This is a genomic window from Parafannyhessea umbonata, assembly GCF_900105025.1.
GTDB lineage: Bacteria > Actinomycetota > Coriobacteriia > Coriobacteriales > Atopobiaceae > Parafannyhessea > Parafannyhessea umbonata.
Map to the genome: position 1 here is coordinate 1,319,249 of NZ_LT629759.1, position 26,574 is coordinate 1,345,822.

Sequence of the window (26,574 nt, forward strand, 5' to 3'; positions counted from 1 at the left end):
GTCCCCTCTCCCTCCTAGTACCTGATCGCGCAGGTGAAGTAGCCGATGCCCGTGCCCACGCGCACGTGGTCGCCGGGCTTCGGCGCGTGTATGTACGAGTCGCCGCCTATGTAGATGCCGACGTGGCCCGGCTTCCAGAGGATGTCGCCGGGCTGGGCCTGCGAGAGCGGCACGCGCGTGCCGGCGGCCGCCTGGTCCTCCGAGTTGCGCGGGATCCGGATCCCCGCCTGCGCGTAGCACCACTGCGTGAGGCCGGAGCAGTCGAGCGCCCTGTAGGGCGTCGTCCCTCCCCAGACGTAGGGCGTGCCGATCTGCGTCTGGGCCGCGGCGACGATGGCGCCGCCCCCGGTGCCCGCGGTCCCGGCCGCCCGGAGGTCCGCCGCCGTCATGGAGTCGAACCTCCTGAGCCCGTAGGCGTCCATCGCGGACTTGAGCGACTCCACGTAGGAGGACGACGTGGCGTAGCCCGCCTCCTTGAGGCCCTCCGCCATGAGGTCGGAGTCGCGGGCCGCCACGGCCTGCCGGATCTTGGCGTTGTCGCGGTAGTTGGCCGCCTGCAGGAGCACGCGCGAGCGGAACCTGATGCAGTCCTCCGCGGACCTGAACCTCGTGAACGCGGCGGCGACGGTGACGCTCGCGCCGCCGTACTCCTCGCTCGTCTGCCACGACTCCTTCCCGGTGACCTCCGGGCAGGAGGCGAAGCTCGACGCCCACTTGATGCCGAAGAGGTTGTTGTCGCGGGTCGCGAGCCCGGATAGGTGGTCCCCGACGCCGGACTCGACGATGATCTGCGCGAGCGTGCACCCCGCGGGGTGCCCGTACTCGTCCTGGCACTCGAGCGCGGCGAGCACCATCGAGTAGGTGACGTAGGGCGGCAGGCCCTCCACCGAGCGGCGCGCCTCGTCCTCGTGCTCCCAGAACCCGAAGACGGACCCCAGCGCCTGCGAGACGAGGGTCGCGGCCAGCACGGCCGCGAGGATCCCGGCCACGGCCCCGGCGAGCGGCAGTGCCGCCCCGGACGCGGCGGCGGCCTTGCCGGCGGCGTCCCTGCGCGCGGGCGGTGCGGCCGCCGCCCCCTGGGCCGCGACGCCCGCGGGGGCGGCGGTCCGGTGGGCGCGGGAGATCGCGCGCCGCACGCGGGACTCGCGGAGGCCCACGCGGCGCCTGCCGCGACCGCGCCTCGCGAGCGAGTCGCTCGTGCGCGGCTCGTGCGCGACCCTCGCGGCCCCCGTGGCGGTGCCGCGCCGCGTGGCGGCGGGCGCGGGCGGCCTCCCCTCCGTGGCGGCGGCGGGCGACGCGGCGCCGTTCCGGGCAGTGGTTTGGCCTTGCGCCGCCGGGTCGGGCGGCGCCTCGCTCTCCGTCGCCTCCGCCTGCGCGCCTCCCGTGCCTGCGGCGTCGTGGCCGGTGCCGCCCTCGCGGGCCCTGCGGACTGCGCGGTCGCGCGCCGAGCGTGCGACGCGGCGGAGCGCGTCGTCCCCGAGGTCGTCGTCGCCGTCGGCGTCGGCCCCGAAGGCGTCCCGGCCTGCGGCGGCGACGGGTACCGCGGCCCGCCCCGCCTGCCTGCGGGCGCTCGAGCCGCGCCCGCGCCGGGGCCCGCGCCTGCCCCCGAGGGCCCGTGTGGGCTCCGCGTCCGCGTCGCGCACGATCCCCGCGCGCACGGCGTCGGTCCTGCCCTCGAAGGCGACGGACGCCGGGTCCGGGGCCTGGGATGCCAGGCGGCTCTCGGCGTCCTTCGCGTCGGCGCTCATCTGGCGCCCCTCCCGCCGGAGGCGCGCTTGAGCTCGGCGACCTCGTCGGGCTTCGTGTTGAAGAGGTCGTAGAGCTGGCCCCTCGGGAAGTCGTCCTTTATGGGCACGCGGGCGGCGCCGGCGATGAGGAGGCCCTCGCCGGGCTTGGCGGACTCGTCGATGTATCCCTCCTCGCGCTCCGAGAGCCCCAGCAGGTCAGCCCAGGCCCTGCGGTCGAGCGGCGACTGCTTGTGGAGCAGCACGAAGTCGGAGTTGAGGACCATGTTGCGGGCCTCCTCGTGCTCCAGCATGTAGACGGAGTTCTGCGTGATGCCCGTGCAGATCAGGTTGAACTTGCGGCCCTCGGCCCAGAACTTCGAGAAGTAGCTCACGATCGAGGGGTGCTCGAAGAGCGACTGCACCTCGTCGATGTAGAGCCAGGTCGTGACGCCGCGCTCGAAGTTGGCGTACATGCGGTTGCGCACGCTCTCCAGTGCCGTGAGCATGCCGAAGGTGCGCATGTTCTGCGAGAGGTCGCGCAGGTCGACGCAGGTGATGCGCGCGTCGAACCCCACGTTGCTCTCGTGGCTGAAGAACGAGGTGGCCCCGCGCACGTAGCGCTCGTAGCGCAGCGCTATCCCCCTGGCCTCGGGCTCGGGCTGCGCGAGCAGGCCCTCGTAGAGGTCCGCGAGCACCGGCACCCTCCCCTCGGCGGCGCAGCGCTCGTAGGCGTCCTCGACGCAGCGGCTGATGATGGACTTGTCCGCCTCGGGCAGGCCCTGCCGGCCCTCCGCCATGGTCGCGCCGGACAGCGCGAGGAACGCGTCTATCTTGAAGGCGCGCTGCGAGGCCGTGGCGTGGCCCTCCACGTCCGCGAGGTCGAACGGGTTGAGGTGGGCGTCCGAGTCCGGGCCGAGCCTGATGCACGTGCCGCCGTTGGGCACGACGACCGAGGAGTACTCGCCGGCCGGGTCGAAGACGATGACCTGGTCGTCGGGGTACGCCAGTATCGTGTTCTCGATCTCGCGCTTGACCGAGAAGGACTTTCCGCTGCCGGGCTTTCCCGCCACGTAGCCCATGGGGCTCGCGAGGCGCTTGCGGTTGCAGATCACGAGGTTCGAGCTCTCCTTGTTCTGCCCGTAGTAGCCGCCGCCCTCCTGGTTGAGCTCCTGGGTGGCGAAGGGCATCTGCACGGCGATCTCCGCCGTGGTCATGAAGCGCCCCACGTCCACGTGGTTGTTGCCCAGGGGCAGGATCGAGTTCATGCCCTCGCGCTGGCGGTAGTCGAGCGCCTCGAGCTCGATGGAGTTCGACCTCGCGGCGCGCGTGATCTGGAGCACGCGCTCGTCGAGCTCGGCCTCCGTGTCGGCGTAGGCCCATGCGAGCCCCGTGTAGCGGAAGAGCCGCTGGTTCTTGTTCTGCAGGTCGTCGAGGAGGTCCTCCGCCTCCTCCTTGGAGTAGCGCAGCTCCGAGGGCAGGATCGTGTAGTCGTAGCCGCGCTTCACGGCGGCTCGCTGCTCGTCGATGATCTCCTTGTCCATCCAGGCGAGGCGCTGCTTCACGAAGGAGACCGCCCGCGCCTTGTCCATGCCCTGCACGTGGATGGAGACGGAGAGCGGGATCGGCAGGTCCACGATCTCGGCGATGCAGCGGTCCATGAGCTCGCTGCCGAACGAGCGGAACACGAGCGCCTGGCACCAGGTGCCGTCGATGCGGAGCTTGGAGGCCGAGCCCCCGGGCTTGGTCTCGATGCAGCCCGGGCACACCAGGTCCTTCGCCCTGAGCCCCGTGTGCGCTGCGAGGAGCGACCAGTCCGTCGGGATGCGGCGGCCCGGCCTTATGAGGGCGCCCATCGCCTCGAGGCGCGCCGGCCCGTCCAGGGGCTCGACCTCGCACCTCACGCGCTGGAGCGCCTGGGTGACCTCGCCGCGGATCCTCGCGAGGCGGGGCACCGCCGACTCCACGTCGCGCGCCCCGACCGCGTAGGTGAGGTGGCGCGTGCGCACGAGGTTCGAGATGCCCTCGCGCATCTTGTCGTTGAGGATGCGGTTGTACTCGGCGGCGAAGCGCCCCGTCACCGGGTCGGACTCGTCGAAGAACGATCGGCTGCCGATCTCCTCCGCGGGGATCGGCGTGTTGGTGATGGAGAGCTGCACCGACGAGTCGGCGCCGAACCCGTCCAGGAGCTGGCACCAGGCGGAGAAGACCGCCTCCTGGGCCTCCTTCCGGGCGCTCTGGTAGCTGATGTCCGAGAAGGCCACGGTCTGCGAGAAGAGCCCGCGCTCCACCTCGCAGATCCCGTCCGCCCACATGGACTCGAACCCGATGGCGTCGTAGACGTCGCGCGCCGCGTGGCGGCGGCGCCTCTGCTCGGCGGTGGCGTCGGCGAGCTCGCGGTCCTGCTCGCGCATGCGCTGCCCGACGGACTTGCCCCTGCCGGCGAGCCTCAGCCTCGGCCCGCGCCCCTCTCCCTCGCCGCTAGCTTCCTTCCTTGCTCGGCTCACGGAGCTCGGCCCCCCTCCTCCTGGCGCGGCGCCTGTGGCGGCGCGTCGTCCTAACTGCGATTGGCCCGTCTGGGAGACGGTGGGCCTCCGGGCCCCTGTAGAGCAGCACGCCGTCGCCCGTCGCGTGCTCCCAAAGGAGCGGCAGGAACCGCTCCGCCCGCATGCCGTGCGGCCGCCAGAACCCGGCGAGCCAGAACGGCAGCGACGCGCACATGACGGGCAGGCTCGCGTCCGCGGCCTCGATGCCCAGCAGGAGCTGGCACGCGGCCGCCGCGGCGACCGACGTGGCGAGCCCGCCCGCGACGCACAGCAGCGTGCGCAGGCTGAGCTTGCCGACGACCTTCTCCTGGTACTCGCCTATGTCCTTGTGGACGGCGACCGAGAGCGGCATGGCCGGCCCCCTAGGCCGGGAGCCAGGACGTGTCGATCATCCCGAAGTAGACCGCCGCGGCCACGACGATGGCGCCGCCCGCGATGGTCGAGATGGCGCTCGCTATCTGCGAGCCGCCAGCCTCGGGCCCCCTGATCGCGATTCCCAGGGCGACCGCGCCCCAGACGATGAGGAAGCTCCCGAGGAACGTGACGCACCCCGAGACGAGCCTGATGATGTTGGAGAGCATCGCACCCCTCCCGTGTCGGATCCCTGCATTGCGGCGGCCTTTCCCGGTCGCGGCGCGGGTCGGCCGCCGGGTCCCCGCGCGGCCGTGGCTCATTTCATCCGTCCCGCCCCCTCCCCGCCGCCCGCGAGGGCGCCGCGCGAGAGCTCGCCCGCCCTGGGGTGGGACTCCGGGCTCAGCTTGCGGTCCATCACGGGGTCGCAGCCCGAGACGAGGAGGATCGCCATGCGGCGGTCCATCCTGCCGACCTCGGACGCCTGTATGAGGTCTCGGGCCTCGTGCTGGTAGCTCCTGGAGGAGCCGCCCGAGGGCCCGCGGCTCTCGGTGCTGGAGAGGGTGGAGACGGTCTGCTGCCCCACCTGCTCGGATATGGCCTTGTTGGTCTTGGTGGACTTGCCGCCGAGGAAGAGCGTCGTGTCGCAGCAGTCCGCGATGGTCTCGGCGTCCTCGCCGTAGCGCGCGGTGAGCTGCGAGAGCGACTGCACGACGAGCGTCATCCCGATGTTCCTGGACCGGACGGTGGCTATGGTGGTCTGGATGTCGGGGAGCTTGCCGATGGTGCAGAACTCGTCGAGCACGAGGTGCACCGGCGTCGGGAGCGAGCCCCCGTAGCGCACGAGCGCCCGGTCGCAGAGCCTTCCCACGCACTGCCACGCGAGGATCGCGTAGAGGAAGTTGTACGTGCTCTTGGTCTCGGAGGGCGTCGCGAAGATCGCCACGCGCGCGCCGGGGTCGCCCATCCCCTCGAGCCCGAGGTCGTCGTCCGAGAGGACCTCGCGGAGCTCGGCGGAGTCGAGCTTGCCCAGGCGGGCGTTGCAGCTGATGATGATCGACTTGAGGGTCTTCCCCGCGGCCGTCTTGAACGCGTGGTAGCGCGAGAGCGAGAAGTCGCCCGGGGCGGGCTCGGTCACGGGCACCCAGCGCACGCCCGGGCCGCGCCCGCGCGTGACCGACCTGCCGTCGCCCGAGGCGGCCTCGCGCACGGGCACGCACGTGCAGCCGGTGCGCAGCTCCTCGAAGAGCACGTCGAGCGGGCTCATGAACGACTCGTCCTCGTCCCTCGCCTCCGCGAGCGACAGCAGCGTCATGAGCCCCGGCAGGTTGCGGTCCGCCTCGGGGCAGTGCTCGACGAGGTACCCCACGAGCGCGGTGTACAGGAGCCGCTCGGCGTTCTCCCAGAAGGGGTCAGCCGAGCTCGTCCTCTCGCCGTTCGTGTTCTCTATGAGGCAGTCGACGAACTCGAGCACGTCCTGCTGGGTGCGCACGTAGGCGAGCGGGTTGTAGTGGCTCGAGCGCGAGAAGTCCACGGTGTTGAGCCACGCCACGCGGTAGCCGTGGGCGCGCAGCATCGCCCCGCAGGTGGGCTCGAGCGTGCCCTTGGGGTCGGTGACCAGGTAGGACGCGTTCATCTGCATGATGTTGGGGAGCACGTAGCCGCGCGTCTTGCCCGAGCCGGAGCCGCCCACCACGAGCACGTTGCGGTTGCGCTCGTAGCGCGCGTCGTGGTCGTCCCGGGACATCGCGAGGGACACGCCCTCCGTGAGCAGGATGTTGTGGTCGGGGTGCGCGCGGTCCGCGAAGGGGCGCATCTCGCGGGCGTCCGCCCAGCGGGCGCTGCCGCCCTCCTCGCCGCGCCGCCAGTTGCCGGAGTGCGCGAGGGCGCGCGCCCACGCGACCCACACGGCGCACGCCGCCACAGTGCCGCAGGCGAGCTGCGCGGGTCCCGCCGCCGGCAGCAGGTGCCGGGCGAGAGCGTGCGCGGGAAGGCCGGCGAGGGCGGACTCGACGGCGCCGACAGGGTCCGCGCCGGACGCGGCGGCGAGGTCCGCGAGGAGGTCGGCTGCGTCGAACGCGGCCGCGGAGCCGATGGCCGCGGCCAGTGTCCCCTTTGGTTTGCCGGCGCTCACTTTGACCGCTCCTCGCGCCTGGGCGCTAGGTCGCGCCCGCGCTCGCGGTCGCGCGCGCCGGACCCGTCGCGCATGGCCTCCGACGCCTCGCGTGCGCGCCTGCCGCGGTCCTCCAGGGGCTCCGCGTCTCGGTCCTTCCGGGCAACGGCCTTCCCGTCGCCGCGGGTCTCGCCGGTGTGGTCGTCGTCGCGCGCCTCGTCGGCGTGGCCCCTCTCGTCGCGGTCCCCGTCGTCGCGGGCACGGGCGTCGCGCTCCGCGCGCTCGGCGGCCCTATGGGTCTCCTCGATGAGGTGGTCCAGGCACTCGGCCACCCTCGGCGCGTCGTCCAGCCTGAAGACGAGCTCGGTCCTGCCGTCCCGTCCCTCCACGAAGCCGTTGCCGACGCCGTGCGCCTCGAGGTCGGAGTGGATGATCCCCTTGAGCTCCTCGAATCCGTCGATGGCCTTGAGCTCGCGGACGTCGAGGCGGGCGTACTTGGGCGTCGCGCCATCGCGCGGCTCCTCCCTCGCGGGCCCCGGCGCCGCCTGGTCGCCGAGCTGCCGCCTGAGCGCGGAGAGCGCCTCCTCGATCCTCGCGGCCGCCTCGCCCATGGCGCCGTCGCGCGCGGAGAGCCCGGAGCGCTCCGCGGCGACCGTGCCGGCGCGGACGATCATGTCGTAGAGCCTCTGTCCCGAGTCGTCGCCGTAGTCGTCCGCCATGCCCGCCCCCCGTTCCTTGCGTGAGGGGCGGGCCGCCGGGACGGCCGCGCCCGGCCGAGTCCCCGCCATGTCCTGTGTGGCGCCGCGGCGACGCCGCCCCACACCCTTCTACAGGGGATGGGACGGCGCGTGTCGGCCCGCCGGGGCGCCTGGCTTCCCTGGGCTTCCCTAGGGTATCCCGTCATAAACTCTCCGCATCTGCGGGGGCGTGGCGGCGGCGCGCCGCTTGTCCGGACCGCCGAGCCTCACGTCGTCGCACGTCTGCCTGATCCGCGAGACTATCGCCCTCGCGGTCTCCGCCTCGCCCCGCCTCGCGAGCCGCGCCTCGAGCTCGTCCATGGTGTACTGGGTGGTGATGACCGTGGACCGCATCCCCTCGTAGCGCGCGTTCAGCAGCTCGAAGAGCGTCATGACCGTCCAGGGCGACTGCGCCTCCTTCCCAAGGTCGTCGAGCACGAGCACCTCGCACGAGAGGTATCGCTCCTTCACCGAGGCGGCGCGGGCCGGCGAGGCGTCGTCGAAGGTGTCCCTGATCCTCGCGAGGAGCCCGACCGAGGTCGTGAAGGCGACGGTCTCCCCCCGGTCGAGGAGCACGGACGCGATGCCGGCGGCGTTGTACGTCTTGCCCACGCCGATCCCGCCGTGGATGTAGAGGCCGTTGCCTGCGCCGTGGCGGTACCCCATCGCGAACGACGCGCACGCCTCGTCCGTGGGGAGCGCCGATCGGAAGCGGCGGCCTATCCCGCACCGTGCGAGGCGGGCCTCGCGGTCCTGCGCCTGGCGCTCGCCCTCCGCGCGGCGCGACTCCTCCTCCGCGGCTGCCGCGCCGCTGCACGAGCAGCGCTCCCTGGAGACCCACACGACCCTCTCGCCGACGACGACGCCCCTCGCCTCGAGCGCCCTCCCGCAGAACGGGCAGCGCGCGGCGGGCGGCTCGGGGCCGAGCCCCAGCTCCCTCGCCTGGGCCGGCCCGATGAGCGAGCGCCTGGGGTCCGGCGCCTTTGCTGTCTCTCCTTTCATGTCCCTCCTCTCTTATCGGGTGACGCCGCGTCACCCCTGCCGCTGACGCGATGTCATGGGGGCCCGGTTGGCGGCGTGACGTCCCGTCATGGGCGTGGGGCCTCCCGCCATGCCACGCCGTCATGGGTGGCTCAGCCTCCCACGGACCTGTTCCTCCGTTCCGTGACCCTGACCGCCCGCTCGACCGCGCTGTCCACGAGCCCGTACCTCTTTGTGATCCGCTTGTTGGGCAGCACGTGCTCGCCGAGCTCGACGATGAGGCCCCTGGCCTCCAGCGCTGAGACCGCCCGGTGGACCTGTCGCTCGCTGACGCCGAGCATGCGTGCCGTGCCCCTCTTGCTCTCGTAGAACTCGACGCCCTCGTGCCTGCAGAAGCCGAAGATCCTCGCGTAGACGAGCAGCTCACAGCCTCGGAGGCCCATCCCCTCTGTCATGAACCGGTAGACCCGCACGTACTCGACGGCGCGCTCGTGCGCCCTCCCGTCAGTGCCCCGTGCCATGGGAGGACCTCTTGTAGACCGTCGCGTTCCTCCCCGCGGGGAGTCCTTGTAGGGGACCGTGTTCCTGTCCCACCAGAGCTTGAACTCGTCCGCGTGGACGAGGGGGTTCCTGCGCTGGTCCTCGAAGATCCTGAAGGGTATCGGATCGACGTCCCTCAAGGCGAGCTCACGGACCGTGGTCACCTTCACGTGCATCAGCTTTCCCACGTCCGCTATGGTCGGGTAGTCCTGCACCATCTGCAGGACGTAGATTACCCTCTCCTCTTCGCCGCCTCTTCCACTCATCGGAATCGCCCCCGTTCGCCTCGTTGGGTTCCGACCGGCGTCCGAAGCCGGTGGTGGGGGCCTGCTGGCAGGCCGTTGGAGACGCGGGCCCGGCCTGCCGGCCGCTGCTCATAAAACGTTATACGAGCGACGTTGCCTTGTTCTTTCAGGGGCACGGCGGGTCACCAGACCAGACCTGCCGCTACGGCGACGTCGAGGGCGCGCTTGCTCACGCGAATCCTCCTGCCGACCCTGCTCACGGGTATGGCGCCGTTCTTCACGAGCCGGTACAGGGTGCGCCTGGAGATCCCCAGGTAGAGCTCGACCGAACGCGTGTCCATCCAGATGTCGCCATCGGCACCCGCCGCGCAGATGCGGGCGATCCTCTCGAGGTCCTCCTCGTTCCTCGGAACTGCGGGGGATTCTCCCCGATGCCCGTTGTCCGTTCGGCTCCCGGCCTGATCCGCAGCCATGCGAATCCCTCCCAAATGTTCCCGTCTCGGGTGACATCGTGTGCCACCATGTGCCAGTCGTGCGCGTCGCCGCGAGTGGCGACGACACATGTATATGACTGGCACTTTCGTCAGTGCTGACCTCGCGCGAACGCCTGACTTCCACGGGCTTCCCGTGGGTTCCCGACCAGAAAATCGACACAGCTACGGATGGCTGGGCGAGGGGTTTTGGAAGGCCGATGCCTGCACGAACCGGCTTCGGGGGAGTGAAAGTTGTGTCTGCATAATGGAGAGTTCAAAATGTATAAGGAAAATTCTGACACGCAGATGAAACGGCATGCTGCGGAAGCGTCCTGAATGGGTTGCGTGCACTACGCGTGCACTCTTGCGTGCACCAAACGAAAACAGGCCAGAGGACATAGCCTCTGGCCTGCGAGTTTATGGTGGGCGTTAGAAGATTTGAACTTCTGACCTCTTCCGTGTCAGGGAAGCGCTCTCCCCCTGAGCTAAACGCCCGAATGTTTGCGCACTGGCTGGGGTCGCTCAGTGCGTTAGTTACTATAGAGGAACGGACCCGCCGACGCAACCACCAATTTGAGAAATCTTGAAATTGCGTTGCGGCCGGCGAGCGCCGGCGACCGGCCTACGACCGGCCGGCACCGGGCGCCTCTATTACAGCCCCTGCCCTCCAGCCACGGGAAGCGTCAGCTCCCCCGGCACGCCCGACCTCGGCGGGCGCAGCTCCGGACGTGCGATGATGCCCCCGCCCAGGCACTCGAGCCCGTCGTAGATGACGGCGCTCTGCCCCGGGGCGACGGTGCGGACGGGCTCCGCATACTCCACAAGCACCGAGGCGCTGCCCTTCTCGCCTGCGGCACTCTTCTCGCCTGCGGCGTTCTTCTCCCCTGCAAGGGCCTGTTGGGGCGGCGCGGGCGAGAAGAGCGTGACGTGCGCGGGGCGGAGGTCTCCGGTATGGCGGCTGCGCACGAGGTAGTCGCCGGGCGCCGGGGGCTCGCCGTGAATCCATCGGACGTCCGTGAGCAGGACGCGACGCGTCCAGAGCGCGGGGCAGGCGGGGTCCGCCGTGGCGTAGACCGTGTTGGTGTCGACGTCCGTGGCGACGACGTAGCGCTTGGGGCCGCCGCCGATGCCAAGGCCCTTGCGCTGGCCGACCGTGAAGAGGAAGGCGCCGTCGTGGCCGCCGATGACGCGGCCGGTCTCCCACTCCACGATGTCGCCGGCGCGGCGCTCGAGCGTGCTCAGCAGGAAGTTGCGGATGCCGACGGGGCCGATGAAGCAGATGCCGTCCGAGTCCGGCTTTGCCTCCACGCCGAGGCCGCGCTCCGCGCACATGCGGCGGACCTGCGCCTTTGTGGGGATGTCGCCTATGGGGAACAGCGTGCGCGCGAGTGTCGCCTCGCCCACGCGCCACAGGAAGTACGTCTGGTCCTTGTGCTCGTCCGCGGCGCGGAGCAGGTGCGTGCGCGCAGGCATGCCGGGGGCCGCAGCGGGCTCGCGCGTGACGCGCGCGTAGTGGCCCGTCGCGACGAAGTCCGCACCCTCCAAAAACGCGCGGCGCGCGAACGTGCCAAACTTGACGGTCTGGTTGCACATGACGTCCGGGTTGGGCGTGAGGCCGTGGGCGTAGGCGTCAACCAGGTAGTCGACCACGGTGGACTTATACTCCGCCTCGCAATCCCACACGTCGAGGTCGATCCCCAGCGTGACGGCGACGCGCTCCGCGTCCGCGAGGTCGTCCGCCCACGTGCACTTGAAGCCGGGCAGGTCGCGAGACCAGTTGCGCATGTAGACGGCATGCACGCGATAGCCCTGCTCTTGCAGGAGCGCCGCGGCGAGCGCGGAGTCCACGCCGCCGCTCATGCCGAGGTAGACGGTCTGGCCGCGTCCGGGTGCGGCGGGCGCGCCGCTATACGTGCTGTTAGGCATCGCGAACCTCCCCAAGGCCCATGCGGGCCGCCTCCGCGCGGACGACGCGGCAGATGGCGTCCGCCGCATAGTCCACGTCCCCCTCCGTGGTGGGCCGGCCGAGCGTGATCCTGAGCGAGCCCGCCGCGACGCGCTCCGGCACGCCCATGGCCGAAAGCACGTGGCTCACGCGCATCTTGCTGGCGGCGCACGCGGAGCCCGTGCCCACGCTCACGCCCTCGCGCTCCAGCAGGATCACGAGGCGGCGCGCCTCGAGCCCCGGGAAGCTCACGTGCAGCAGGCCGGGCAGGCGGTTCGCGGCCTTGCGCGGGCCCGCGACCACGCACCACGGGAACTCGCGCACCAGGCGCGCCTGCAGAGCGTCGCGCAGCGTGGCGAGGCGACGGCACTCCCGGGGGCGCAGGCGCTCCGCAAGCTCGAGTGCGCAGGCGAACGCCATCACGCCGGCCACGTTCTGCGTGCCGGAGCGAACGCCGCCCTCCTGCCCGCCGCCGCGCACGAGCGGGCGCAGGCGCACGCCGTCGGCCGCGTACAAGAGGCCCACCTGCTTCGGGCCGTACACCTTGGCCGCGGACACCGTCACGAGGTCCGCCCCCAAGGACGACACGTTCACGGAGCAGTAGCCGGCCGCCTGCGAGGCGTCCGTGTGGAGCAGGATCGGACGCCCTTCTCGCCCGGCGAGGCGGCGTGCGCGCTCCGCCGCCACGACGGCCGCGATCTTGCGGATGGGCTGGATGGCGCCCACCTCGCCGTTGGCAAGCGACACGGACACGAGCTCCGTCGCAGGCCCGATAGCGCGAGCCACGTCCGCCGGGTCCACGCGGCCGTCCGGCCCCACGGGAATGGTGGCGTGGTCGCGCGCGGCGGCCGCCTCGAGCACGCTCTGGTGCTCCGTCGCGGCCACGAGCACCTGGCCCGATACCGCGGCGATCGCGAGGTTGTTCGCCTCTGTGGCACCGGCGGTGAGCGTGACGTTTGCGGGCCGTGCGCCCAGCACGTGCGCCAGGCGGGCGCGGGCGTCCTCAAGGTCCACACCGACCGCGCGTGCGGCGGCGTACGGGGCCGATGGGTTCTGGAAGCGCTCGGACAGGTACGGCAGCATGGCCGCCACGGCCTCGGGCGCCATGGGCGTGGCCGCGGCAAAGTCCAGGTAGACGTCGCGGCGCGGCGCCGGGTGCGTGGACGGCGCGGGCGAGAAGTGCGTGGGCGTTTGCGTTGTGACCGCCTCCTGAGGACGATGCTTAAACGAAAAGGACACCTGCCGTTGCAGATGCCCTGTGCGTGCGTTGGAGGCGAGACCCGGATTCGAACCGGGGATAAAGGCTTTGCAGGCCTCTGCCTTACCACTTGGCCATCTCGCCCTGAGATATGAAAAAGGCCGGTCGAAACCGGCCATAAGCTCCTATGGAGCGGGCTACGGGGATCGAACCCGCGACCTCCACCTTGGCAAGGTGGCGCGCTACCAACTGCGCTAAGCCCGCAAGCGCAGGGATTAATATACGCGACTCCCCCACCCTGCGCAAGGGGGAGTTTTTTCCAACGCCTCTGCACACAGGTTCTCCACGTTTGGGATTAGGGACCGCGCATGTGCCGCTCCCGGCGACGGCCGGCATGGCCGTTCTTCTCGCCACGCTAGCGCCCTTACCGCCGTATGGCAAAAAGGGCACCCCGTAGGGTGCCCTTCACGTCCGTTGGAGGCGAGACCCGGATTCGAACCGGGGATAAAGGCTTTGCAGGCCTCTGCCTTACCACTTGGCCATCTCGCCATATGAAAAGAGCCGATGTGAACCGGCTCCGATGAATGCATGGAGCGGGCTACGGGGATCGAACCCGCGACCTCCACCTTGGCAAGGTGGCGCGCTACCAACTGCGCTAAGCCCGCGAACGCGAGGAATAATATACGTGACGCAGCCGCCCGATGCAAGCATGAATTTCAAATTTGTTTGCAAGAACCGCGTCGCACGCGCAAAACCGCAGGTACAAGCCGCAAGATATTTGGAATTAAGACTTGAGTCGCGCGCCTTGGGCCTCCGCATAGTCGCCACGGGGCGCCCCACCCCGGCGCAGGGCGCGCCTATACCAGCTTCACGATGCGCACCAGCGTGCCGCACCCACCAGAGCGCTTGCGGATGGTGACGGAGTCCGCCAGGAGCCGCATCAGCCTGATGCCGCGGCCCCGCTCCTCGTTGGGGTGCTCCTGCGCGGGCAGCTGCCCGCGACGCACGCTTATGCCGCAGCCGCGGTCCGTCACGTCAATCACGGCGCGATCCGGGTAGGCCGACACCGTGACCAGCGCGTCGCGCCCGTCCGTATGGTCGATGGCGTTGCCCATGGCCTCGCCTATGGCCAGCGTTATGTCGAACACCTGGTCATCCGAGAAGGGCATCCGCCTCAGCAGGGCCTCCACCTTGCCACGCGTCTCCTGCAGGTCCGTGGCGTTAACGCGCAGGGCCGTGCGCCACGTGGGCATGACGGTTGGGTCGAGCTCAGGCACCTCCGGCCGGGCGTTCGTGCCGGATATCGGCGCGAAGTCAACCACCCGCGCGATCCTTAAGGTGCGCAGCACGCGGTCGCTCACGTTTATGAGCGAAAGCAGGCCGCCCGCCTGCCTCATGCTGCGAATCTCCCTAAACAGCAGCGCCATGCCCGCGGAGTCCACGTACTGCACGCCCGCCATGTTCAGGATGACCCTGCGACAGCCGGACGCGATGAGCGAGTCCACCGTGTCCCGCACGCGCGGCGCGGTCGTCACGTCCAGGTCGCCCTCCACGGGCACCAGAGCTATGTTGGGCATGGTCTCCATACCCTGCTTGTTCCCCATCGCAGGCGCGGCTAAGCACGCGGCTGCTGCCGTTTGCCAACTTGGTCGAAGCGCAGCGCCACCATGGCGACGTCGTCCTCAAGATGGCGGCTCGTAAAGCGGTCCAGCGCGTCCAGAAGCCGGCCCAGAAGCCCGTCGAAGCCGCGCGGCGCCTCGCGCATCACGGCGTCGCGCAGGCCGTCCTCCCCAAAGAACGCCCCGTCCGTGGCGCGGGCCTCCGTCGTGCCGTCCGTGTACAGCAGCAGCATGTCTCCCGCGCCCAGGCTCACGCGCCCGTTGCGGTACGTCATCTCGTGGAACGCGCCCACCACGCCCGACTGCACGTCCAGCGCCTCGATCGCGCCCGTGGACGCCCGCACCAGAAACGCGGGCGGATGCCCGGCGCTGCAGTACGTCAGCCTGCCGCCGCGCAGGTCCACCATGCCCACAAACAGCGTCGCGAACGTCTCGAGCCTAGAGAAGCCCAGGAGGAACTCGTTGAGGAGCCTCACCATGTGCGCCGGGGCAAGGCCCTGCCAGCTGTACGCGCCAAGCGCCGTCTTCACGGCGGCGCTGACCGAGGCGGCCTCCACCCCCTTGCCGGACACGTCGCCCATGATCACGCAGGCTCGGTCGTTGGGAAGCCGAATCAGATCGTAGAAGTCGCCGCCGATGACGGCCGCCTGCGTCGCGGACGAGTAGATGCCGTCCGCGGATATGCCGGGCACGCGCTGCAGCTCGTTGCGCATGCCGGTCTGCAGCGCCTGGGCGATGTGCTTGTCCTGGCGGCGCACCTCGTCGCCGTGGGCAAGGCCGGACGCGTCCGTCGCCACGCGCTCCAGGAACTTCAGCTCGAGGTCGTCCAGGGGCTCCGCATCCGCCTCGCGCAGCACCAGGCAGAAGCAGCGCGTGCCATCCACCATGCCGGCGTCCACCAGGGCGCCCACGGCCGGCTCGCCCTCCTGCACCAGCGCGGACGCGAGCGCGGAGCCCTCGCGCACCGGCTGTACCACGACCTCGTTTCCCGCCTGGTCGCCCTCCGCCGCGCCCAGGTCCGCCGCCAGGCTGCACGTCCTGCCGTCAGGAAGCGTCGCGCGCATGCGCCCGGGCTCGTCCGCGTCCTCGGCCAGCTGCACGCACGACGCGTCAAGCACCCCCGCCGCCGCCTCCAGCGCCGCAGCCACGCTCTTCTCGTCCACCGAGCCTGCGCTCATCATGGACTCGCGGATGCCGGAAGCCGCCTCGCGCAGGTCTGTCTCGCGCTGGGCGCGCATCGCGGAAAACGCACCCGCCAGCTGGACGGAGAGGTACTGCGCCACGGCGTCCAGCAGCTCCGAGTCCTCTCGGCGCATGGGGTGAACGTGGTCCCAGCCCACCTCGATCAGCGCCAGAAGGTGGCGGCCAAACCAGACGGGCACCGCGATGAAGCTCGCGAACGGGGGCAGCACGGACGACATCACGTGGTAGATCTCGCGCGTCTCCTCGTTCACCACGTTGCGTCGCGCCAGGCGCCCGCGCCTGAGGTCCGCGCCCTCCGGCGCCAGCACGCGCAGCCTCAGCGCGTGGCCCGCCTGCGAGGCGAGCCGCTCGATGGTGCGCCCGAACGACATGAACCTGGGCACGCGCGCCTCGCCGAGCGAGCTGCTCGTCCCGCGCAGGTGGTAGCCGTCCGCCTCCGCCACGTAGAACACGGTGCCCGTCGCGTCCATCGTGTCCGTGATCTCTTCCAGCACGCGGCTGAACAGCGTCTGCACGTCGCGCGAGTCAAGCGTCTCGAGCACGATGCTCAGCGTGCCGGACAGCCGGTGGTTCGCGCGCGAGAGCTCCTGCACCAGCCGGTCGTGCTCGCGCTCCTCCGCCTGGCGCGAGTCGTCCTCGTACGCCACCAGAAGGTACGTCTCGCCGGGCGCGCTCACGCGGTCGCAGCGCACGGATATGCCCGTCTCCGCGCCCGCGGCGCCCACCACCACGAGCGACGACGTGCTTCCGTCTGTCGAGAAGGGAAGTGCCCGCGGGTCGAAGGCATCGTCCGGGACCACGCCGGCGGCCGGCGGAAACAGCGCGCGAACGTCCGCGCCCACGAGGTTCTGACGGCCGAACAGGCGCTCCGCCGCCTCGTTGGCCATGAGGATGCGGCCGAGGCCGTCGAACGCCAGCACGGCGTCACTCGTGAGCGAGAGGAGCCCCGCGAGCGCGCCGGAGACGCTCCTTTCGCCTATGCCCTCGACCCGCCTGAAACCAAGGCCCGTGCCTGCCATCGCGCTCCCCCGAATCGTCGCCTACGGACGCCAACGCCTACGGACGCCAACGTCCTTAGCATACCCGGAGTTGCGCCCCGCTAGGATGACGTTGGGAGGCTGTCGGCGGCCGCCAGCCCGGCGACGCCCTAGCCCGCGATGCCCAGCTCCTGCGCCGTGAGGCCCGTGAAGCCCGCCTGCGCCAGCTTGATGTTGACGGGCTCGCCCTGCACGCACACGATGTCGACCACGCGCCCGTTGAAGCTGCAGCAGTACGCGTACGCCACGTTGAGGTCCGCGCTCACGAAGCGGTGAAGCACCGTCGCAAGGCCTCCGGGCACGTCCGGGACCTCCGTCGCCACGACGTTCGTCAGCTCCGCATGGAAGCCCTTCTCGCCCAGGAGCCCCGCCGCCCTGACGGGGTGGTCGCAGATGAGGCGGACGCAGCTGAAGTCGCTCGAGTCCGCCACCATGAGGCCCATCACCTGGATGTTCGCCGCGCCGAGCGCCTGGCTCATCCGCTCGAGGGTCCCGGGCCTGTTGGGAAGGAAGACGGTCACCTGCTTGATCATGGGACGCCCCCAATCGCGCTTGCCGACATCCGTCGGCTTTTGCCCCCATGCTAGGAGCCGCGCGTTTCGGGTTGTTTGCCTGGGGGTTTCCTTCGGTAACCGCGGGGATAAAAGGAAAGTCCCCACCGGCCTTAGCCGATGGGGACCCTTGTTCACGTGGTGTCGGAGGCGGGACTTGAACCCGCACGACCTTTTAGTCAGTCACTAGCACCTCAAGCTAGCGCGTCTGCCAATTCCGCCACTCCGACGTGAGTTCGTGCGAGAGGTATATTAGCACGGCCGATTCTGTGGATGCAACAACTATTTCGAAAAACTTTTGCCGCGCCCCAGCAGCGAACCGACGTGCAAGCCGTCGCGAGCGACCGCCCCAGTCGATGTGGCTCCCCTACTCCGTGCCCAAATCGACCGCAGAGCCCTTGATGGGGTGCGGCTCCGCAAAGTGGCACGCGCAGAAATGGCCGGGCGCCACCTCGCGCAGCTTCGGCACGTCCTTAGAGCACACGTCCTTCGCGATCGGGCAGCGCGTGTGGAACGGGCAGCCCGTGGGCGGGTCGATCGGCGAGGGGGGATCGCCCTTGAGGATGATGCGCTTGCGGCTGTGCTGGACGTCGGGGTCCGGTATGGGCACCGCGGAGAGCAACGACTGCGAGTACGGGTGGTACGGCTCGTCGTAGAGCGACTTCCAGTCCGAGTACTCCATGAGGTGGCCGAGGTACATGACGGCCACGCGGTCGCTGATGTGCTGCACGACGGAGAGGTCGTGCGCGATGAACAGGTACGCCGTCCCGAACTGCTTCTGCAGGTCGGACAGGAGGTTCAGCACCTGGGCCTGGATGGAGACGTCGAGCGCGGAGACGGGCTCGTCGCAGATGATGAGCTTCGGGCGCAGGGCGAACGCGCGGGCGATGCCGACGCGCTGGCGCTGACCGCCCGAGAACTCGTGCGGGTAGCGATTGATGTGCTCGGGGTTCAGGCCGACGGTGTCCAGCAGGCTGCGCACGTAGTCCATGCGCTCCTTCGCGTTCGGCATCACGTTGTGGATGACGAGCGGCTCCGAGACGATCTCGCCGATGGTCATGCGCGGGTTGAGGGAGGCGTAGGGGTCCTGGAAGATGTACTGCATGTTGCGGCGCATCTCCTTGAGCTCCCTTTTCTTCATCTTCGCGACGTCCTTGCCGTCGAAGATGACCCTGCCGGAGGTGGGGTTGTTCAGGCGCATGATGGTGCGGCCGGTCGTAGACTTGCCGCAGCCGGACTCGCCGACGAGGCCGAAGGTCTCGCCCGGGTAGATCTCGAACGAGATGTCCTCGACGGCATGCACCCTCTTCGCACCGGCACGGCGCGCGAACACGCCGGACTCGACCGGGAACTCCTTCGTGAGGTGCTCGACGCGCAGCAGAGGCTCGCGGCTCTTCTCGTCTGCCATTACGCCTCGCCTCCCTTCGATGCCTTCGCAGCCAAGGAGCGGGAAGTCTCGGGCGCGTTGGCCTTGATGAACTCGGGGTCGTTGGCGAAGTGGCACTTGGTGTAGTGGCCCGTGCTCGTGTAGTAGGGCTCGGGCTTCTTCTGGCGGCAGATGTCCTTTGCATAGGGGCACCTGGGCGAGAAGGGGCAGCCCTTTGGTGCGTTAACGAGCGAGGGCGGGTTGCCCTTGATCGGGGTGAGGGGCTGCTTCTCGTCCTCGATCTGCTTGGGGATCGAGCGGATGAGGCCCCAGGTGTACGGGTGCATGGAGCCGTAGAAGATCTCGTCTGCCGTGCCGAACTCCACGGGGGAGCCGGCGTACATGACCATGATCTTGTCGGCCACGTCCGCGACGACGCCGAGGTCATGGGTGATCATGATGATGGCGTTGCCGTTCTTCTCCTGCATCTGCTGCATCAGCTCGATGATCTGCGCCTGAATCGTGACGTCGAGGGCCGTCGTGGGCTCGTCGGCGATCAGGATGTCGGGGTCGCACGCGAGCGCCATGGCGATCATGACGCGCTGGCGCATGCCGCCGGAGAACTCGTGCGGGTAGTCCTTCACGCGCTGCTCCGCGTTGGGGATGCCGACCATGGTGAGGAGCTCGATGGAGCGCTTCATGGCCTGGTCCTTGCTGTAGCCGAGGTGCAGGCGCATGCCCTCGCTCAGCTGGCGGCCGATGGTGTAGACCGGGTTCAGCGACGTCATCGGGTCCTGGAAGATCATTGCGATGTCGTTGCCGCGGATGTGCTGCATCTCGGCCTCGGACATCTTGAGCAGCGACTTGCCGCGGTAGCGGACGTCGCCCCCCTCGATCCTTCCCGGCGGCATGTCGATGAGGCCCATGATGGTGAGCGAGGTGACCGACTTGCCCGAGCCGGACTCGCCGACGACGCCGAGGGTCTCTCCGCGGTCGAGCGTATAGGACACGCCGTCGACTGCCTTGACGACGCCGTCCTGCGTGTGGAAGTACATCTTGAGGTCGTCGACCTCGAGGAGGTGGGAGCCCTCCGGAACGGGCTGGTTCTTCAGCTCCACCCAGTTGTCCTGCTTCTTCTTGCGTGCCATGTCTTATGCGTCCTTCATCTTGACATCGAGTGCGTCGCGCAGGCCGTCACCAAGGAGCGTGAAGGCGAGCACCGTAGTGAGGATGGCGAGGCCCGGCATGATCATGAGCCACGGCTCAGTGCTCAGGTAGGTCTGGCCAGACTGGATGAGGCTTCCCCAGGAGGGGTCGGGCGGAACGACGCCCATGCCCAGGTAGGAAAGCGCCGACTCGGTGAGGATGGCGCCGCCGATGTTCATGGTCGCGTAGACGACGATTGACGCGACGGAGTTCGGGAAGATGTGACGCGCGATGATGCGGAGGTCCGAGGCTCCCATGGAGCGCGCCGCGTCGACGTAGTCGTTCTCCTTGACGGTGAGAATCGCGGAGCGGAACACGCGGGCGATGGACGGCCAGCCGAGGATGCCGATGGCGATGAACACGTTCTGGATGCCCGGACCGATGACGGCGAGCATCGCGATGACGAACAGCGTGTACGGGAACGCGAGGAAGATGTCTGCAAGACGCATGATGATCGTGTCCCAGATGCCACCGTAGTACGCCGCGATGGCGCCCATCACGAGGCCGATGGCCGTGGAGATCGCCGTCGCGAGCACGCCGACGGCGAGGGAGATGCGCGCGCCGTAGATGACGCGGGAGAGCACGTCGCGACCGAGCTGGTCCGTGCCGAACGGGTGCTTGGCGCTCATGGGCATGCGCACGTCGAACAGCTGGGCGTTTGGCTTGCCGAGCGTCTGGGGGACCCAGAGGTCCGCGCTCAGGGCGAGGATGACCATGAAGATGATCCACACGACCGCGATGATCGCGAGCTTGTTCCTGCGAAGGCGCTTCCACGCGTCGCCCCACAGGGTCCTGGCGGGGGCGGACGCGTCCCCCTCGGCCTGGCCGGAGACCTCAGCCTGCGACTCCATGACCTTCTCGTCCTTCTTGTTGTCCTTTTCCACTTCGCTCACCCCCTACTCGTTCTTCCCGGCGCCGTACCTGATGCGAGGATCGAGGAACGCGTACGAGACGTCGACGATGAGATTGATGACCATGACGACCACGACGATGACCGTCACGGAGCCCATGACGATGGGCCAGTCGCGCTGCGTGATGGCGCGGTAGGTCTCGAAGCCGACTCCGGGCCAGTTGAAGACCGTCTCGGTGAGGATGGCGCCTGCCATCATGCCGCCGAAGTCGATGCCGATGTAGGTGACGACGGGGATGAGGGCGTTCTTGAGCGCGTGGTGCCAGATGACGTCCCTGCGGGAGAGGCCCTTCGCGCGCGCGGTCCTGATGTAGTCCTGGTTCATGACCTCGAGGAGCTGCGAGCGCATGATGCGCGCGGTGTATGCCGTGGAGACGGCCGCGAGCGTGATGGCGGGAAGGATGTAGTACACCCAGTCGTCGAACTCGGCCGCGGGGCCTCCCGCGCCGGAGATCGGGAGGTAGAACCCTCCGCCCGTCGAGTCTTTCAGGAAGATGCCGAAGAATAGCTGCAGCAGCATGCCGAGCCAGAACGCTGGCATCGCGACCATGATCGACGTTACGAGCGTCACGAGGATGTCCCAGAACGAGTATCTCTTCAAGGCCGAGACCATGCCCGCGCCGATGCCGACAACCGTCTCTATGATGATGGCCACTATCGAGAGCCTGATGGTGTACGGGTACTTTGCCGCGAGGATGGAGGCGACGGACTGGCCCTTGCGCTGGTACGACGTACCAAGGTCACCGTGGAGAAGGCCGTTGACGTACAGGCCGTAGCGCTTCCACAGCGGCGTGGGCACCGTGTTGCCCTTGCTGTCACGGATTGGCTTGCCGTTGGCGTCGGTCTCGACGAGGTGGTACGTGACGCGAAGGTTGAGCTCGGTCTGGGGATCGAGCTTCTTCTCGCCTGCCATGAGCTTGACCGGATCGCCTGGCACGATGTTCTCCAACGCGAAGAGAATGAGCGTCACACCCAGAAACACAGGTATGAACTGGAGAACTCGTTTGAGAATGTATTTCCCCATACTAGGAATCCCCTTGTTTTGTCCAACAGATGCATATTGAATCCCTCGGCGCAACCCCTCCCGACAAGATTCAAACAATAGTGAGTATAGCCATGTGATGATTCTTGAAATTCCAATGTGGAGACGCGTTATTCAAATGGTCATATTGCCGTAAAGCGGGTTTCGTAAAAAGTGGCGTGGGGCACCGGATTCCCGATGCCCCACGACGAATAGCTCAAGGCGCTACGACGTTAGGCCGGCACCCTGCTACGCAAGCTTGGCGTTCGCGAAGTCTGCCTTGCCCTGCGGGTCATAGTAGAGGCTTGCAAGCTTGTCGGACGCAACGTGGTTGTGCGAGTAGAACATGATGGGGATGACCGGGAGGTCCTTGGCGATCATCTGGTTGATCTCGCGGTACTTCTCCCTGCGCTCGTCGTCATCCGTGACCTGACGTGCTGCGTCGATTGCCTTGTCGACGTCGGCGTTTACGTACTTGGCGTAGTTGTTGTCAGCCGTGCTGTAGAAGTTGGGATAGATGAAGTTATCCATGGTGGGATAGTCTGCGATCCAGCCCAGACGACCAACCTGGTACTTGCCGTCGGAAAGCGCGGTCAGGTAGCTTGCCCACTCCATGGAGGACTGCTTCACCTTGAAGCCGACGGCCTCGAGGTTGTCCTGGATGACGGACATGATGTCCTCGTGGCCACCGCCGGAGTTGTAGGAGAGGGTGATCTCCGTGCCGGCGAGGTTGTTCTCGTCGACGATCTTCTTTGCGGCGTCCTTGTCGTACTTCGAGAACTCCCAGAGGTCCTTCTCGTTGTCGTCGATGATGGGCGGCACGAAGCTCGTGGCAGGCTTGCGGGTGCCCTCGAACAGCTTGTCGATGATCTTCTGGCGGTCGATGGCGAGAGACATTGCCTTGCGGACGTTGGGGTCCTTCATGGTCTCATCGTTCAGGTTGAGCGTCAGGTAGTAGATCGAGGTCTCGGCGCCAGTGATGACCTGGTGCTTCGGGGTGCAGGTGTAGCCGTCCTTGGACTTGCCGTACTTCTTCTGCGTGTCCTTGATGCGGCCGGTCGGGATGGACGTGAAGTCCATGTTTCCTGCCTCGAACTCGTTGAAGGCGGTCTGCGGATCCTTCTGGATGGAGAAGTAGATCTTCTTCAGCGAGGGCTTCTTGCCATAGTAGTCGTCAAAGCGCTTGACGTTGATGTACTGGCCAGACTCCCACTTGCCGACCATCATGAAGGGGCCGTTGCCGATGGGCTTGGTCAGGAACTTCTTGGGGTCGTCGGTCGCGGCCTTGGGGACCGGAGCGAGAGCGGGGTGGCAGCAGATGTACGGGAAGTCTGCCATCGGGGCGCTCAGCTTCACGACGAGGGTGTCGTCGTCGGGGCAGGTAACGCCAGAGAGCTCCTTAGCGGTGCCCTTCTGCATCTCGTCGTATCCGACGACGGGAGCGAGGTGGTAGTTGATCTCGGACGGGGTCGGCATCTTCGGGTCACAGATGCGCTCCCAGCCACGCTTGAAATCCGCGGCGGTGACCTTGTCGCCGTTGTGGAACTTCGCACCCTTCACCAGGTGGAAGGTGAACTCGGTGGCGTCGTCGTTGACCTCCCAGGACTCGGCGGCCTTCGGAACGACCTCCTCCTTGTCCCAGTCGTAGTCGCACAGCGAGTCGAAGAGGATGTGCTCGACCTGCGTGCCCTCGGACTCCTGGGTGTTATAGGGGTCGATAGCGACGGGGTCGTTAATGTAGAACTTCATGCTGCCGTCGTTGGAACCGGACTCGCCGGAACCACTCTTCTTGCCGCAGGCTGCGAGCGCAGTGAGCGCGCTTGCGGCCAGGCCGCCCTTTACGAAGGAGCGACGGCCCATCATGAGCTTGTCTGCCATACTGTCCTCCAATTTCCGACTTCGCGGCCGGTGGCAACGCCCGACCGCCCATGTCGGCGCAGGTCAAAGACCCCTGTCCGACTTTTTTTGATTTTCGTTCAATATGCATGCCGATGCAAACACGAATATCTGAGCGGTCCTAGTGCCACAAAAGGCATTTTGGTCAAATCACGGCCGTACGCTGGCCTTTTCTGAATTGCGCAACTGGTTTTGCAGATGATTAGGCGAGTCCAGAGTTTACATGTGCGAAATATTTGAAACGGTAGGAAACATTTTCACGATGGTTGAGAAACACATCGTTTACGATGCGTGCGCCCTCCGTATCCCAACAGCGAAAACCGCTTGTTGTGCTCACGATCACATGACGAGCATTCGCAGGGGAACGGTAAAAGGTTTACGCGAATACGTAGTACCCAGAAGTCTCATTCGTTTACCTAGGCTCTCATCCATATAACAAAAAGGGGCGCCCGGATTAACGGACGCCCCTGCTCTATGAGATGCTCTGGCAGACTAGCCAATGGTCCCGACAGGGAAGGTGAGCGCAAGAATGCAGATGGTCACGCCAAAGACGATGGCGGTGATGACCGTCAGACGATCAAGATTCTTCTCCCAGATGCCCGAACCAGCAGCAGAGTTGTACATGGACGACGCAATCATGTCCGAAACGCCCGTTCCCTTGCCCGAGTGCATGAGGATGAGGATGATCGTCAGTGCGGCAGACACGGCAAGAACGATCAGAAGGAATACATTGAGTGCGCCCACGTGGTTCTCCTTTAGAAAAAAGGCTGGCATCGCCTGTGCGACGCCAGCCTAACTTGCTTCACACGACAGAAGAGAATAACACAGGCGTAGCAACTACGGCCATATGACTTGCTCTTCTCCCCTGCTTCTTCGCAGAGTGAAGACTACATGGCAGCCTTTACCATTGCGGCGAAGGAGTCTGCCTTGAGAGACGCGCCGCCCACGAGGGCACCATCGACGTCCTCCTTCTCGAGGAAGCCAGCGACGTTGTTGGGCTTTGCGGAACCACCGTAGAGGACGCGGATGCCGTCAGCGGTCTCCTTGCCAAAGATGTCGGCGAGGGTCTTACGGATTGCACCGCAGACCTCCTGGGCGTCGTCGGCAGTGGCGGTCTTGCCAGTGCCGATAGCCCAGATGGGCTCGTAGGCGACGACGTACTTCGAGGGATCGGTGATCTCGAGGCCCTCGGTGTCCTTCTTGATCTGGTCGACGACGAACTCGACGTGCTTGCCGGCCTCGCGGACCTCGAGGGGCTCACCGCAGCAGCTGATGGGTACGATGCCGTGAGCCATCAGGGCCTTGGCCTTCTTGTTGATGTCCTCGTCGGTCTCGCCGAAGTAGCCGCGACGCTCGGAGTGACCAATGATGCAGTACGTTGCGCCAATGTTGGTCAGCATGTTCGGAGCGGTCTCGCCGGTGAAGGCGCCGGACTCCTCCCAGTAGACGTTCTGGGCACCGAGTGCGAAGGGGGCGTTCTCCTGCTCGATGACCTCGGCGACGCCCTTGAGGTCGACGGCGGGCGGGCAGACGACGACGTCGACGTCGCCGGTGCCGTCAGCGAGCTCCTTCGCGAGACCCTGTGCGAGGACGACGCCCTCGGTGTAGGTCTCGTTCATCTTCCAGTTGCCTGCGATCATACGGTTACGCATCGAGAAGCGCCTCCACTCCAGGAAGGGCCTTGCCCTCGACGAGCTCCATGGAAGCGCCACCGCCGGTGGAGATCCAGCTCATCTTGTCGGCAAGGTCGAACTTGTTGATTGCCGCGACGGAGTCGCCACCGCCGATGATGGAGGTGCCACCATTGCCCTTGACCTCGGCAACTGCCTCGGCGACCGCCTTGGTGCCAACGGCGAACTGATCCATCTCGAAAACGCCCATGGGGCCGTTCCAGAAGACGGTCTTCGCGCCCTTGATGGCCTCGGCGTAGAGCTCGCGGGTCTTGGGACCGATGTCCATGCCCATGCGGTCATCGGGAATCTTGTCGGAGTCGACGACCTCGCCCTCGGCGTCCTCGCCGAAGTGGTCTGCGACGACGTTGTCGACGGGGAGCAGGATCTTGACGCCCTTCTCCTCTGCCTTCTTCAGCATCTCGCCAGCGCGCTCGACCCAGTCCTCCTCTTTGAGGGAGGTACCGACCTTGTAGCCCTTGGCCAGGAAGAAGGTGTAGGCCATGCCGCCACCGATTATCAGGGTGTCAGCGGAGTCGATCAGGTGGTCGAGGACACCAATCTTGCTGGAGACCTTGGAGCCGCCGACGATTGCGACGAACGGGCGCTCGGGATCGGCGAAGATCGAGGTCAGGGTATCGACCTCCTTCTCCAGCAGGAAGCCCGCGACGGCCGGGATGTAGGCGGCCGGGCCTACGACGGAGCCCTGTGCACGGTGCGCGGTGCCGAAGGCGTCAAGGACGAAGATGTCGCCGTAGGACGCGAGCTTCTTCGCGATCTCAGGGTCGTTCTTCTTCTCGCGCTTGTCGAAGCGGACGTTCTCGAGCACGAGGATGTCACCGGGCTTGACGGCGGCAACGGCCTTCTCGGCCTTCTCGCCGTAGGTGTCATCCACGAACTTGACATCGTAGCCGGTGAGCTCAGCGAGCTTCTCGGCAGCGGGCTTCAGGGACAGCTCGGGCTCGGGGCCGTCGCCCTTGGGGCGACCAAGGTGGCTCATGAGCACGATGCCGGCATTGTGCTCCTTTAGGTACTTGATGGTGGGGATGGCCGCCCTGACGCGGGTGTCATCGGTGACGACGCCGTCCTTCAGGGGGACGTTGAAGTCAACGCGCATGATGATGCGCTTGCCGTCGACGTCGACGTCGCGGACGGTCTTCTTGGTAAAGGCCATACTTGCACACTCCTTACGAATTTGGACTGCCTGCAAGACAAAAGGGGCGCGGCCGCGGCCCTTGGACC

General features: G+C 67.4%; 22 protein-coding genes and 6 tRNA genes. All 28 read right to left on the bottom strand.

Annotation, left to right across the window (positions count from 1 at the left end):
• Nucleotides 1-14: 14 nt before the first annotated feature.
• The 28 genes from BLT96_RS05985 to BLT96_RS06120 all read right to left on the bottom strand — a co-directional run bounded on the left by BLT96_RS05985 (nt 15) and on the right by BLT96_RS06120 (nt 26,506).
• Nucleotides 15-1,748, bottom strand: a complete 1,734-nt coding sequence (locus tag BLT96_RS05985; protein ID WP_090862565.1) for an NlpC/P60 family protein — start codon at nt 1,746-1,748, stop codon at nt 15-17.
• Nucleotides 1,745-4,231: a VirB4-like conjugal transfer ATPase, CD1110 family gene (locus BLT96_RS05990; RefSeq protein ID WP_197674329.1), complete on the bottom strand. Its 2,487-nt coding sequence runs from the start codon at nt 4,229-4,231 to the stop codon at nt 1,745-1,747. The genes BLT96_RS05985 and BLT96_RS05990 overlap by 4 nt, the downstream gene beginning before the upstream one ends.
• Nucleotides 4,206-4,622, bottom strand: a complete 417-nt coding sequence (locus BLT96_RS05995; RefSeq protein WP_090862568.1) for a PrgI family protein — start codon at nt 4,620-4,622, stop codon at nt 4,206-4,208. The genes BLT96_RS05990 and BLT96_RS05995 overlap by 26 nt, the downstream gene beginning before the upstream one ends.
• 10 nt (nt 4,623-4,632) lie before the next feature.
• The gene (locus tag BLT96_RS06000; RefSeq protein ID WP_059053491.1) at nt 4,633-4,851 is read right to left on the bottom strand and encodes a hypothetical protein; all 219 of its coding nucleotides are present in this window, start codon (nt 4,849-4,851) and stop codon (nt 4,633-4,635) included.
• A gap of 89 nt (nt 4,852-4,940) precedes the next feature.
• A complete protein-coding gene (locus BLT96_RS06005) occupies nt 4,941-6,755 on the bottom strand; it encodes a VirD4-like conjugal transfer protein, CD1115 family (protein ID WP_172824992.1) in 1,815 nt (604 codons plus the stop codon).
• On the bottom strand, nt 6,752-7,453 hold the full coding sequence (locus BLT96_RS06010) for a hypothetical protein (protein WP_090862571.1): 702 nt from the start codon (nt 7,451-7,453) through the stop codon (nt 6,752-6,754). Before BLT96_RS06010 ends, BLT96_RS06005 begins: the two co-directional genes overlap by 4 nt.
• Nucleotides 7,454-7,621: 168 nt before the next feature.
• Nucleotides 7,622-8,473, bottom strand: a complete 852-nt coding sequence (locus tag BLT96_RS06015; RefSeq protein ID WP_090862573.1) for an ATP-binding protein — start codon at nt 8,471-8,473, stop codon at nt 7,622-7,624.
• 131 nt (nt 8,474-8,604) lie between these two features.
• Nucleotides 8,605-9,258 (bottom strand): hypothetical protein, encoded by a 654-nt coding sequence (locus BLT96_RS06020; RefSeq protein ID WP_090862574.1) that lies wholly within the window; start codon nt 9,256-9,258, stop codon nt 8,605-8,607.
• A gap of 161 nt (nt 9,259-9,419) precedes the next feature.
• The gene (locus BLT96_RS06025; RefSeq protein WP_157692177.1) at nt 9,420-9,710 is read right to left on the bottom strand and encodes a helix-turn-helix domain-containing protein; all 291 of its coding nucleotides are present in this window, start codon (nt 9,708-9,710) and stop codon (nt 9,420-9,422) included.
• Nucleotides 9,711-10,130: 420 nt separating this feature from the next.
• Nucleotides 10,131-10,205, bottom strand: a tRNA-Val gene (locus BLT96_RS06030).
• A gap of 156 nt (nt 10,206-10,361) precedes the next feature.
• Nucleotides 10,362-11,636 carry a tRNA 2-thiouridine(34) synthase MnmA gene (gene mnmA, locus BLT96_RS06035; RefSeq protein WP_090862578.1) on the bottom strand — a complete coding sequence of 425 codons (1,275 nt, stop codon included), beginning with the start codon at nt 11,634-11,636 and terminating at the stop codon, nt 10,362-10,364.
• Nucleotides 11,629-12,894 (bottom strand): cysteine desulfurase family protein, encoded by a 1,266-nt coding sequence (locus BLT96_RS06040; RefSeq protein WP_245719234.1) that lies wholly within the window; start codon nt 12,892-12,894, stop codon nt 11,629-11,631. The genes mnmA and BLT96_RS06040 overlap by 8 nt, the downstream gene beginning before the upstream one ends.
• A gap of 29 nt (nt 12,895-12,923) precedes the next feature.
• Nucleotides 12,924-12,997, bottom strand: a tRNA-Cys gene (locus BLT96_RS06045).
• A 44-nt stretch (nt 12,998-13,041) separates the two neighbouring features.
• Nucleotides 13,042-13,117: transfer RNA gene (locus BLT96_RS06050), tRNA-Gly, on the bottom strand.
• A gap of 211 nt (nt 13,118-13,328) precedes the next feature.
• Nucleotides 13,329-13,402: transfer RNA gene (locus BLT96_RS06055), tRNA-Cys, on the bottom strand.
• 40 nt (nt 13,403-13,442) lie between these two features.
• Nucleotides 13,443-13,518: transfer RNA gene (locus BLT96_RS06060), tRNA-Gly, on the bottom strand.
• A 192-nt stretch (nt 13,519-13,710) separates the two neighbouring features.
• On the bottom strand, nt 13,711-14,430 hold the full coding sequence (locus BLT96_RS06065) for an anti-sigma factor antagonist (protein ID WP_245719235.1): 720 nt from the start codon (nt 14,428-14,430) through the stop codon (nt 13,711-13,713).
• 38 nt (nt 14,431-14,468) lie between these two features.
• Nucleotides 14,469-16,694 carry a SpoIIE family protein phosphatase gene (locus BLT96_RS06070; protein ID WP_090862584.1) on the bottom strand — a complete coding sequence of 742 codons (2,226 nt, stop codon included), beginning with the start codon at nt 16,692-16,694 and terminating at the stop codon, nt 14,469-14,471.
• A gap of 128 nt (nt 16,695-16,822) precedes the next feature.
• Nucleotides 16,823-17,245: a hypothetical protein gene (locus BLT96_RS06075; protein ID WP_090862587.1), complete on the bottom strand. Its 423-nt coding sequence runs from the start codon at nt 17,243-17,245 to the stop codon at nt 16,823-16,825.
• A gap of 157 nt (nt 17,246-17,402) precedes the next feature.
• Nucleotides 17,403-17,493: transfer RNA gene (locus tag BLT96_RS06080), tRNA-Leu, on the bottom strand.
• Nucleotides 17,494-17,630: 137 nt separating this feature from the next.
• Entirely contained in the window at nt 17,631-18,671 is a 1,041-nt protein-coding gene (locus tag BLT96_RS06085; RefSeq protein ID WP_090862590.1) for an ABC transporter ATP-binding protein, read from the bottom strand.
• The gene (locus tag BLT96_RS06090) at nt 18,671-19,777 is read right to left on the bottom strand and encodes an ABC transporter ATP-binding protein (protein WP_090862593.1); all 1,107 of its coding nucleotides are present in this window, start codon (nt 19,775-19,777) and stop codon (nt 18,671-18,673) included. Before BLT96_RS06090 ends, BLT96_RS06085 begins: the two co-directional genes overlap by 1 nt.
• A gap of 3 nt (nt 19,778-19,780) precedes the next feature.
• On the bottom strand, nt 19,781-20,686 hold the full coding sequence (locus BLT96_RS06095) for an ABC transporter permease (protein ID WP_090864240.1): 906 nt from the start codon (nt 20,684-20,686) through the stop codon (nt 19,781-19,783).
• Between the two features lie 45 nt (nt 20,687-20,731).
• A complete protein-coding gene (locus BLT96_RS06100; RefSeq protein WP_090846689.1) occupies nt 20,732-21,769 on the bottom strand; it encodes an ABC transporter permease in 1,038 nt (345 codons plus the stop codon).
• A gap of 246 nt (nt 21,770-22,015) precedes the next feature.
• Entirely contained in the window at nt 22,016-23,644 is a 1,629-nt protein-coding gene (locus BLT96_RS06105) for a peptide ABC transporter substrate-binding protein (protein ID WP_090862596.1), read from the bottom strand.
• Nucleotides 23,645-24,154: 510 nt separating this feature from the next.
• Nucleotides 24,155-24,406, bottom strand: coding sequence for a preprotein translocase subunit SecG (gene secG, locus BLT96_RS06110; RefSeq protein WP_172824993.1), 252 nt, complete (start codon nt 24,404-24,406; stop codon nt 24,155-24,157).
• A gap of 143 nt (nt 24,407-24,549) precedes the next feature.
• Complete coding sequence (tpiA, locus tag BLT96_RS06115) at nt 24,550-25,314, bottom strand: triose-phosphate isomerase (protein ID WP_090862600.1); 765 nt, start codon at nt 25,312-25,314, stop codon at nt 24,550-24,552.
• Nucleotides 25,307-26,506, bottom strand: a complete 1,200-nt coding sequence (locus BLT96_RS06120) for a phosphoglycerate kinase (RefSeq protein ID WP_090862603.1) — start codon at nt 26,504-26,506, stop codon at nt 25,307-25,309. Before BLT96_RS06120 ends, tpiA begins: the two co-directional genes overlap by 8 nt.
• Nucleotides 26,507-26,574: the final 68 nt, after the last annotated feature.